Source organism: uncultured Salegentibacter sp., from assembly GCF_963972535.1.
Taxonomy (GTDB): domain Bacteria; phylum Bacteroidota; class Bacteroidia; order Flavobacteriales; family Flavobacteriaceae; genus Salegentibacter.
Genome location: NZ_CAXAVR010000133.1, coordinates 1 through 6481, shown reverse-complemented (window position 1 = coordinate 6481; position 6481 = coordinate 1). Strand labels below are relative to the sequence as shown.

Annotated in this window: 6 protein-coding genes, 1 other RNA gene and 1 pseudogene; 4 read left to right on the top strand and 4 right to left on the bottom strand. The window is 37.1% G+C overall.

Annotated features, from left to right (window positions below):
* Positions 1 to 321 (top strand): annotated as a pseudogene (locus AACZ30_RS12345) (hypothetical protein); the annotation flags it as partial.
* Positions 322 to 441: 120 nt separating this feature from the next.
* Here the strand turns inward: AACZ30_RS12345 and fsa are convergent.
* The 3 genes from fsa to ffs form a co-directional block, all read right to left on the bottom strand.
* A complete protein-coding gene (gene fsa / locus AACZ30_RS12340; protein ID WP_339649680.1) occupies positions 442 to 1098 on the bottom strand; it encodes a fructose-6-phosphate aldolase in 657 nt (218 codons plus the stop codon).
* Between the two features lie 35 nt (positions 1099 to 1133).
* Positions 1134 to 1955, bottom strand: coding sequence for an SDR family oxidoreductase (locus AACZ30_RS12335; protein WP_339649678.1), 822 nt, complete (start codon positions 1953 to 1955; stop codon positions 1134 to 1136).
* 44 nt (positions 1956 to 1999) lie between these two features.
* Positions 2000 to 2098: signal recognition particle sRNA small type (gene ffs, locus AACZ30_RS12330), an RNA gene on the bottom strand.
* 87 nt (positions 2099 to 2185) lie between these two features.
* Here ffs and AACZ30_RS12325 point away from each other — a divergent pair.
* Both AACZ30_RS12325 and AACZ30_RS12320 read left to right on the top strand, forming a co-directional pair.
* A complete protein-coding gene (locus AACZ30_RS12325) occupies positions 2186 to 3253 on the top strand; it encodes a glutaminyl-peptide cyclotransferase (protein ID WP_093303542.1) in 1068 nt (355 codons plus the stop codon).
* Positions 3253 to 3657 carry an acyl-CoA thioesterase gene (locus tag AACZ30_RS12320; RefSeq protein ID WP_093303545.1) on the top strand — a complete coding sequence of 135 codons (405 nt, stop codon included), beginning with the start codon at positions 3253 to 3255 and terminating at the stop codon, positions 3655 to 3657. Before AACZ30_RS12325 ends, AACZ30_RS12320 begins: the two co-directional genes overlap by 1 nt.
* Positions 3658 to 3795: 138 nt before the next feature.
* Here AACZ30_RS12320 and glyA read toward each other — a convergent pair whose 3' ends face one another.
* Positions 3796 to 5070 carry a serine hydroxymethyltransferase gene (glyA, locus tag AACZ30_RS12315; RefSeq protein WP_093303547.1) on the bottom strand — a complete coding sequence of 425 codons (1275 nt, stop codon included), beginning with the start codon at positions 5068 to 5070 and terminating at the stop codon, positions 3796 to 3798.
* A 110-nt stretch (positions 5071 to 5180) separates the two neighbouring features.
* On the opposite strand from glyA, the gene fahA reads away from it, so the two are divergent.
* Positions 5181 to 6470 carry a fumarylacetoacetase gene (gene fahA, locus AACZ30_RS12310; RefSeq protein WP_075327414.1) on the top strand — a complete coding sequence of 430 codons (1290 nt, stop codon included), beginning with the start codon at positions 5181 to 5183 and terminating at the stop codon, positions 6468 to 6470.
* Positions 6471 to 6481 lie beyond the last annotated feature (11 nt).

Here is a 6481-nt window from a genome sequence, read left to right as displayed (position 1 = left end):
TGGTCTATGGAAGCACCAGAACATTATAAATGGCAACATTCTATTATTTCTACCTTACGGGAAAAATATCCTGAACTGGAATTTGTAGGAATTAATATTGATAACGACTCTCAACAATCCTGGAGGAATACTGTAGAAGTGTATGGAATGAATAAAGAGCGAGAATACAAATTAAATTCAGCTAACATCAACGTTAATCTACTTAAAAACTACCTCAACAAACTTATTTTTCTAGATACCGAGGGGAATATAGTAAACGGTGAAGCACAACTTAACACTCCTAATTTTGAAAGACAAATTTTGGAGTTTTTGAACAATTAAAAGGCTATTTAGAGAGTTCTTTTAAATTTATCGTCATCCTGAACTTGTTTCAGGATCTAAAATTCAGCTTGACGCAAACTCTTTAAATAGCCTTTCCGTAAATTTTATTTCAGCAATTTCTTATTGATTTCCCTTCTTATAATCAGATAAAAATTTCTCTAAACCAATATCTGTAAGCGGATGTTTTAATAAACCTTCAATAGAAGAAAGTGGTCCGGTCATTACATCGGCGCCTAATTTTGCGCATTCTAATACGTGCATGGTATGACGCACGGAAGCTGCAAGAATTTCAGTTTCAAATCCGTAATTATCATATATCAACCTGATATCTGCAATAAGGTTTAAACCATCAGTAGAGATATCATCTAAACGCCCAATAAAAGGAGAAACATAAGTAGCTCCAGCCTTGGCCGCAAGCAAAGCCTGACCTGCTGAAAAAACTAATGTACAGTTGGTTTTAATCCCATTATCGCTAAAGTATTTAATCGCTTTAACCCCTTCTTTAATCATAGGAACTTTTACAATAATTTGCTCATGCAATTCTGCCAGTTCCTCACCTTCTCTCACAATTCCGTCAAAATCGGTTGCGATCACTTCAGCGCTCACATCTCCGTCCACAATTTCACAAATTGCTCTGTAATGCCTGTAAATATTATCTTTTCCGGAAATTCCTTCTTTCGCCATCAAAGAGGGATTGGTAGTTACACCATCTAAAACCCCAAGTGCCTGGGCTTCCCTTATTTGATCAAGATTGGCGGTATCAATAAAAAATTTCATAATCTATAATTGTTTAATGTGTTGTTTTTACAAAATTATAACTTATAATGCTTAAGCAGCATTTTTTCATAGACTTTATCGGGTAAAATTCGCTTTAAACCCACTGAAAATTTCTGAAGCGCCTCCCCCACTTTATAATGCCCGCGAGGATCTTTTTCCTGAATAATTTTATGCACTGCTTTAGCCATGACAAATGGATCTTTCCCCGCGTCTACATCTTCATTCATCAATTTCAGGGTATTACCATAAGGTTCTTTGTAAGGAGAATCTTCCAGAACGGGAGCGTGATAACGACCGGCTGCGATATTGGTAGCAAAATCTCCGGGAGCAATATTGGTCATTTTTATATTGAAATCTTTCAATTCCATTCTAAAAGATTCGGTAGTAAGTTCTAAAGCTCCTTTTGAAGCTGAATAAATTCCGCGGTAAGGCAAACCCATATAACCGGCAATAGAAGTAATATTTATGATAAGTCCGCTGTTTTGCTTTCGCATTTCAGGCAAAACTGCTTTTATCACTTTTATAGGTCCAAAATAATTTGTTTCAAAAGCTTTTGCTATTTCTTCATCTGGAGTTTCCTCAATGGGGCCGGTAATTCCAACACCTGCATTATTGATAAGCACATCAATTTTGCCTTCCTCAGCAATTATTTGTTCAACAGCAGCGGTAATCGTTTCCTTTTTGGTTACATCTAAAGCAACCATCGCAAAAGGAGGATGAGATATCTTCGCCGGATTCCGGCTGGTACCGTAAACTTTAAAATTATGTTTAGAAAGGTATTCGCCTATAGATTTTCCAATTCCGGAAGAAGCTCCGGTTATAAGCACTACTTTTTGAGGAGATGCATTTGTTTTCATAGGCTGCAAAGATGCGATAAAATTTAGAACCTTTTAGAAACAAAAAATGGCAAGCTCCCCACATCACACCGCTACGACCGCCTACCCTTGCTGCGTTCCCGCCCTGGGGGATTCAGCAGGAGCTGGTTGTGTGGGACTTGCCGCTGCAAATATACAATCTTTCCTACTTTGCGCAAGTATTTTTTAAACCGAATTAAGTATTTTAGCAAGGTATTTAATGCAAAAGATCAATGAATAAATTTAAGTTCCTGTCCCTGTTAATATTAGGATTTTTATTTTTTTCCTGCGGAAGCAATTCTGATAAAAAAACTTCTTATTTTAAGCTGAAAACTGCCGAAAATAAGACTGAATTTAAGCTTGGAGAAACAATTGAAGGCTCTATAGAAAACCTAAAAGACCGTGAAATTGATTCTATTCAACTTTATTTTCAGCAAAAATATTTTCAAACTTTAATAGCGGAAACTTCTTTTTCGGTTCCACTTGAAAACACAAAATTAGGACGCCAAAAACTGGAAGCTATAGTTTTTTCTGAAGGGGAAACCGATACAATTAGTGAAAACCTAAAAATTTTAAACAACCAATCTCCAAAAGCATATACTTATAAAGTAATTAAGGAATACCCGCACGATAGCGAAGCTTATACTCAAGGGCTGGAATTTTATAAGGACACTTTATATGAAAGCACCGGGCAATATGGTAATTCTTCGTTAAGAAAACTCAACCTGGAAACCGGCGAAGTTTTAAATAAAATAAACCTGGAGGACACTTATTTTGGCGAAGGACTTACCATTCTTAATAACAAACTTTACCTGCTAACCTGGAGAGAAAAAGAAGGTTTAATCTACAATTTAGATGACTTTGAACAAACCGGTACTTTTAGCTATAACCAGAGTAAAGAAGGTTGGGGTTTATGTAACGACGGTAAAAAACTTTATAAAAGCGATGGCACCGAAAAAATTTGGATTCTTGATGCAGAAACTCTTGCTGAAAAAGATTTTATACAGGTAGCTACCAACACTAAAATTTATTCAAAATTTAATGAACTGGAATGGGTTGAGGGAAAGATCTATGCCAATACTTACCAGTTTCCCAGTGTGACTATTATTAACCCTGAAAACGGCGCAATAGAAGGTGTAATAGATTTTAGGGGATTGCGGGAACGCTTAGGTAATCTTGATGATTTGGATTCTCAAAATCACGTTTTAAATGGAATTGCCTATAACCAAAATACTAACAAACTTTACGTGACCGGGAAAAACTGGGACAAGGTTTTTGAAGTAGAAATAATAGAAAAATAATGGCTGAAACACCAGAAATATTTGAACAAAGCTTTTTAGTTGAAGAAAGGCATTTAGATGAACAGAACCACGTGAATAACGTGCAGTATGTACAATGGGTGCAGGATGTTGCCAAAGCGCATTGGGAAGCACGAGCCACCAAAGAGCAAAATGAGAAATTTTTCTGGATCGTGGTTACCCACGAAATAAGTTATAAGCAACAGGCTTTTTTGGGCGACAAGATTTTACTGCAAACCTATGTTGGTGAAACCACTCACGTAAAATCTGTGCGGCACGTGATTATAAAAAATGCTGAAACCGAAAAAGTTTTGGTAGAAGCCAAAACCACCTGGGCGCTTATGGATCAGGAAAAGAAAAGACCAACCAAGATTTCAGAAGAATTAAAGAAGGTTTTTCAGCAATAATTCTATTCATTTCAGAGAAGCGAAAAAAAAGCTTATTTGAAAGTGTGCTATTTCCGTCATCCTGAACTTGTTTCAGGATCTAACACGAAAAAAACTTTTTCAAATAAGCTTTTAAAATTATATCCAGTATTGAAAGAATTACACTTTAAATAGTGGTTTTCCCTTCATCATAGCTTTTACTTCATTTTTAACCGCTTCCAGTTCACTATCATTATCTATATTAGTGATCACACGCTCAATAAAATCTACAATTTTAGACATATCAGCTTCAATAAGTCCGCGGGTTGTTACTGCAGCGGTACCAATTCTAATTCCGGAAGTTACAAAAGGTGATTTATCATCAAAAGGAACCATATTTTTATTAACGGTAATTTCAGCTTTACTTAAAGCTTCTTCAGCTTCTTTTCCGCTTACATTTTTATTTCTAAGATCTATAAGCATACAGTGATTATCGGTACCACCGGAAATTATATCATAACCTTTATCCATAAATGCTTCGGCAAGTTTCGCTGCATTCTTTTTAACCTGAACTGTGTAATGCAAAAACTCATCGGTTAAAGCTTCACCAAAGGCAACCGCTTTTGCAGCGATAATATGCTCTAAAGGCCCACCCTGGTTTCCAGGGAAAATTCCGCTGTTAAGCAAAGTAGACATTTTTTTAGGTTTTCCGTTTTTCAATTTTTGACCAAATGGATTATCAAAATCTTTACCCATCATTATAATTCCGCCACGAGGCCCACGAAGAGTTTTGTGCGTGGTTGAAGTTACAATATGGCAATGTGGCATTGGGTCACTAATTAATCCTTTGGCAATAAGCCCGGCAGGATGCGCAATATCTGCAAACAAAATTGCGCCAACACTATCAGCTATTTCTCTAAATCTTTTATAATCTATTTCTCGTGAATATGCCGATGCTCCAGCAATAATCATTTTAGGTTTTTCTTTTTTGGCAATTTCAGCAACCTGGTCGTAATCTATAAGTCCGGTTTCCTTGTCTACCCCGTAAAATACAGGATTATAAAGTTTTCCGGAGAAATTTACCGGAGAACCGTGGGTTAAATGCCCACCATGAGAAAGATCAAATCCTAAGAATTTATCTCCCGGGTTAAGGCAGGTATGAAATACCGCGGTATTCGCCTGTGATCCCGAATGGGGCTGTACGTTGGCATATTCGGCATTAAATAATTCCTTTAAACGATCTATAGCCAGTTGTTCTACTTTATCTACCACTTCGCAACCGCCATAATAGCGTTTGCCCGGGTAACCTTCAGCATATTTATTGGTAAGTACAGAACCTGCAGCTTCCAGAACCTGCTCGCTCACAAAGTTCTCACTGGCAATTAACTCAAGTCCGTTAAGTTGGCGTTCTTTTTCTTCCGCAATCAAATTAAAAATTTCGGTGTCTCGTTGCATTTCAAAAGTTTACGTTAAATATTCATCAAAAGTAAGAAATACATTCGGTTAATAACAGGAAAATAATATATTTGGATTCATTAGATTTCTTAATAAAAACAAAAAATTATATGCCTATTACAGCTAACGACCCAAATAGAAAAACCTGGTTGGAAACTTCGGAAAATACCGATTTCCCTATTCAGAATATTCCTTTTGGGGTATTCCTAACCCGGGACGATGTAATTACCATAGGCTCCCGTATTGGAGACTTTGCGATAGACCTTGGCGCACTGCACCAATTGGGCTATTTTGAAGGAATCCCGTTAACCGATGATATATTTTTACAGGATACCCTAAACGATTTTATCTCTGACGGAAAAAAGACATGGCGATTGGTACGTAACCGAATTGCCGAAATTTTTGACGCAAAAAATGATAAATTAAGGGATAATGAAGAGCATAGAAGCCGTGTACTTTTTACGCTAGACGAGATTGAAATGCAAATGCCGGTTCAGGTGGGTGATTATACCGATTTTTATTCGAGCAAAGAGCACGCTACCAATGTAGGAACAATGTTTCGTGATCCAGACAATGCATTATTACCAAACTGGCTACACATTCCTGTAGGTTATCACGGAAGAAGTTCTTCTATAATCCCAAGTGGAATCCCGGTACACCGGCCACAGGGACAAACAAAACCAAAAGATTCTGATACTCCTGTATTTGGACCTTCAAAAAGAGTAGATTTTGAAGTTGAAATGGCTTTTATCACTACAGACGCTAATCCGTTAGGAGAACCAATACCCATAGAAGAAGCCGAAGAATACATTTTTGGAATGGTATTGTTTAACGACTGGAGCGCAAGAGATATCCAGGTATGGGAATATGTACCTTTAGGGCCATTCCTTGCCAAGAATTTCGCTTCTTCAATTTCACCGTGGATTGTTACTTTAGATGCTTTAGAGCCTTTTAGAACTGAAGGACCTAAACCTGAAGTAGAATTATTTCCATACTTGCAAAGCACTGGCAAGAAAAGCTTTGATATTAATCTTGAAGTTTCCCTTAAACCGGAAAATTCTGAAGAAACTCCGCTGTCAAAAACCAATTTCAAGCATATGTACTGGAATATGAGTCAGCAATTAGCACATCATACCGTTAATGGTTGCCCGGTAAATTCTGGAGATATGATGGCTTCGGGAACTATTTCAGGGAAAACCCCAGATAGTTATGGTTCTATGTTAGAATTATCCTGGAAAGGTGAAAAGCCAGTAAAACTTAAAGATGGTAGCGAACGAAAATTCATTGAAGATCACGATACGGTAATTATGCGTGGTTATTGCGAAAGCAAAGGCCGTAGAATTGGTTTTGGCGAAGTAAGCAGCCAATTATTACCGGTTTTTGAACCTAAGAAAAAGTAAAATATTTTGAA

What these genes read in the sequence shown, in the direction of transcription:
- AACZ30_RS12320 (WP_093303545.1), top strand. Translation starts at nt 3,253, where the DNA reads ATGGCTGAAACACCAGAAATATTTGAACAAAGCTTTTTAGTTGAAGAA.
- AACZ30_RS12335 (WP_339649678.1), bottom strand. Translation starts at nt 1,955, where the DNA reads ATGAAAACAAATGCATCTCCTCAAAAAGTAGTGCTTATAACCGGAGCT.
- AACZ30_RS12325 (WP_093303542.1), top strand. Translation starts at nt 2,186, where the DNA reads ATGAATAAATTTAAGTTCCTGTCCCTGTTAATATTAGGATTTTTATTT.
- fsa (WP_339649680.1), bottom strand. Translation starts at nt 1,098, where the DNA reads ATGAAATTTTTTATTGATACCGCCAATCTTGATCAAATAAGGGAAGCC.
- glyA (WP_093303547.1), bottom strand. Translation starts at nt 5,070, where the DNA reads ATGCAACGAGACACCGAAATTTTTAATTTGATTGCGGAAGAAAAAGAA.
- fahA (WP_075327414.1), top strand. Translation starts at nt 5,181, where the DNA reads ATGCCTATTACAGCTAACGACCCAAATAGAAAAACCTGGTTGGAAACT.